General features: G+C 30.4%; 3 protein-coding genes. 1 reads left to right on the top strand and 2 read right to left on the bottom strand.

All coding sequences use genetic code 11. The annotated features are described in order from the left end of the window. Nucleotides 1–146 precede the first annotated feature (146 nt). The gene (locus tag FHL05_RS12275; protein ID WP_238706895.1) at nucleotides 147–422 is read left to right on the top strand and encodes a VanZ family protein; all 276 of its coding nucleotides are present in this window, start codon (nucleotides 147–149) and stop codon (nucleotides 420–422) included. Between the two features lie 13 nt (nucleotides 423–435). Here the strand turns inward: FHL05_RS12275 and FHL05_RS12270 are convergent, their stop codons facing one another. Both FHL05_RS12270 and FHL05_RS12265 read right to left on the bottom strand, forming a co-directional pair. Continuing rightward, the gene (locus FHL05_RS12270; protein ID WP_153522852.1) at nucleotides 436–1,875 is read right to left on the bottom strand and encodes a PH domain-containing protein; all 1,440 of its coding nucleotides are present in this window, start codon (nucleotides 1,873–1,875) and stop codon (nucleotides 436–438) included. Continuing rightward, on the bottom strand, nucleotides 1,865–2,350 hold the full coding sequence (locus tag FHL05_RS12265; protein WP_153387273.1) for a PH domain-containing protein: 486 nt from the start codon (nucleotides 2,348–2,350) through the stop codon (nucleotides 1,865–1,867). Before FHL05_RS12265 ends, FHL05_RS12270 begins: the two co-directional genes overlap by 11 nt. Nucleotides 2,351–2,611: the final 261 nt, after the last annotated feature.

The raw sequence follows: 2,611 nt of genomic DNA, 5'->3' as shown, positions 1-2,611 counted from the left end.
TCTTGCATCAAGACGAAAAACCTCTTTCATTGTTTGTGGAGAACTCCAATGATACCTGATTTTTTCGTCTTGGTGTTTTTATTTTGGAATTTTATTGAAAGTGGCTAACTTGATTATAAAATTCGCCTATTTTTGAAATTGGATTCATGGAAAATATTATTTTGACGGTGCCTCTTGGTTTATTGATTAAACGTTCTTTTCCACAAATATCAATTATTTCAATGGCAATTTTAGGATTTTTTATCGGAGGTGGAATTGAAACTACTCAATATTACCTATCACATATCTTTTTAATCAATCGGACGAGCGATATCAATGATGTTATTGCGAATGGAATTGGTATTGTTATCGGAGCAATTTTAATGATAACGTATGAATTATTGACGAATAGAAAAGTCTTTAGTGAATCAAGACAAAGATAAAAACAACCAATAATCAATTTTGATTATTGGTTGTTTTCTTGTACCATCGCATAATTGAGTCAATATCATTTTCTGCTTGATAAGTAACAGCAAAGGTCTTTTGGGAGACCCCTGAACGAATATTTAAAGCAATATTAGCAATATTTTTTCTTTTTAGCCAAAGGCTTTGACTTTTTTTAGTAAATTGAAGACTTGCCTTAGGGATTAGTGCAATTTGTTTAGTTAATAGATGATTATTTTGAAGTTGCAAATATTTATCGTTTAAAAATTGAATATTGGATCTTTTAGCTGATAAATAAGCTGGCAAATACCAAATCAATAATCCTAAAATACTTAAAATTGTCGTTAGTAAAACAAATCTATGCAGTAATAAAACTATCAGACCGATAGTTATTGCCATTCCAATTGTCGCATTTCTAAATTTGTAAAAGTAAGTAGCGGTTAATGGGTTAAAGTGACTAGTTTCTTCAACAGGAATATTTGGAAAGAATTGATTCAAGAAATCAGTAACTTTTTCATAATTGATAACAGGCATGATAATGACATTTTCTTCAGTATCATCTTCAGTAGAATTAGAGACAATGACAAGTTGAACTGTGGCAATACTGAAAAGTCTTTTTAAAAAATTTTGTTTTATCAAAATTGCTTGAACACGATTCAAGTTAATATTAGTTTTGCGAGTTTTGAAGAGCCCACGCATCGTTTCTAAGTGGCCTTTTGCTTCAGTAAGTTTAAAATCGTAATACTTTGAAAATAAGATAAAGCTTAAAAGCAGATAAAAAACAAAGAAAATTGCAATTGGTAGAAGTATCATTAAGACTATTTGAAGGTTAATAACTTTATCAGCAATTGTTTTCAGTTCTCTTTCATCTATAAAATCATGAATTTTCCCAAAGAGGGCAAATGCCACAATAAGAGCATTGATGATTGCCGTTGATGTCAGTGAAAATTTAATTAAATCTCTAAAGCTGATATGATAAGAATTTTCAGATGCTTGTTTTGATTTTGAGTGTTCTTGGTGATTTCGTAAATTAGCAATTTTTGGACGTAATGAATCGGGAACGGCTTTTAAAGAGACTTCAGGTTTATCTGATTGACCAGCAGTTTCAATTTTTAATTCTTCTAATTTAAAAGGTTTAAGAAAGAACCATTGGTTTGAAGTAATATTTTGAATTCGCTCATAAGGAATGTGATTGAGCTTTTTAACGAAGATACCTGATTTTATAAAAATTTCATCATTTGATAGTTGATAAGTGAACATAAAATAACCTAAAAATGTTTTGATGATGATAAAACTAATTAATAAAACTGAAAAAATAATTAGCCACTTTTCGTTTTCTGCGTTTACGATTCCAAAGAAAATAATCAGTGCTGGAAATACCAACTGTTTCAATGAATCATAAAGAAAGAAAACTAAAGCAATGGGATGGATATGTTGCGGTTTAGATATCATTTTTAGCCTCCCGAGCTAAACGCATAATCAAATCTTTGATTTTATTAGCTTCAGTTGTTTTCAGGCCATCGATTTCTTTAGCACCAGCTGCAGTCTGAACAGTAATCTTTTGTAAATCTTTTAAACGTAAAAAAGGTCCTTGTGACAAGGTGACATTTTGAACTCGAGAAATAGGGATGACGATTTCTTTTTGAAAGAAGAAGCCATAATGCAATTCGACTTGACGCTCATCAACAAAATAAGTCCAATATTTCCAATGATAATTGATTAAGCTCAATTCAGAGATAAGTGAAATAATGGCAAATGATACCGAAATAATAATGATGACGGATAAAACTTTTTGAAAACCATTGGATGAGAAATTTCTCCAGATGAAGAATCCAAGAGCTATCACTAAGGTGATAAAAAAGTCAACGGCAGCATTAATTCGCCAAATTGACTTAATCTCAGTCGGTAATTTTTGAATTTTTTTCATAATTCCCCCTAAATGAATATGATTTCTCCAATAAGGGTAGCATATCGACTTTTTCTTGAAAAATGGCTTTAAAAATAATAAGCCAGTTGCAACTATTCTAAAACTGTTGCAACTGGCTTATTTTATTGAATTATTAAGGCTGTACGATAAATAAAGTTGATAGGTATTTTGCCATCAACTTTATTTTTGTATACCATTTATTAGTAATAACCATTTAAGAACACCAAAAAAGGACACCATTCATGCCCTTTAGATGTTCGA

Source organism: Companilactobacillus halodurans, from assembly GCF_009600995.1.
In the GTDB taxonomy this organism is placed as follows: domain Bacteria; phylum Bacillota; class Bacilli; order Lactobacillales; family Lactobacillaceae; genus Companilactobacillus; species Companilactobacillus halodurans.
The sequence above is the reverse complement of the archived record's forward strand: the minus strand, read 5'-3'. Positions and strand labels throughout refer to the sequence as shown.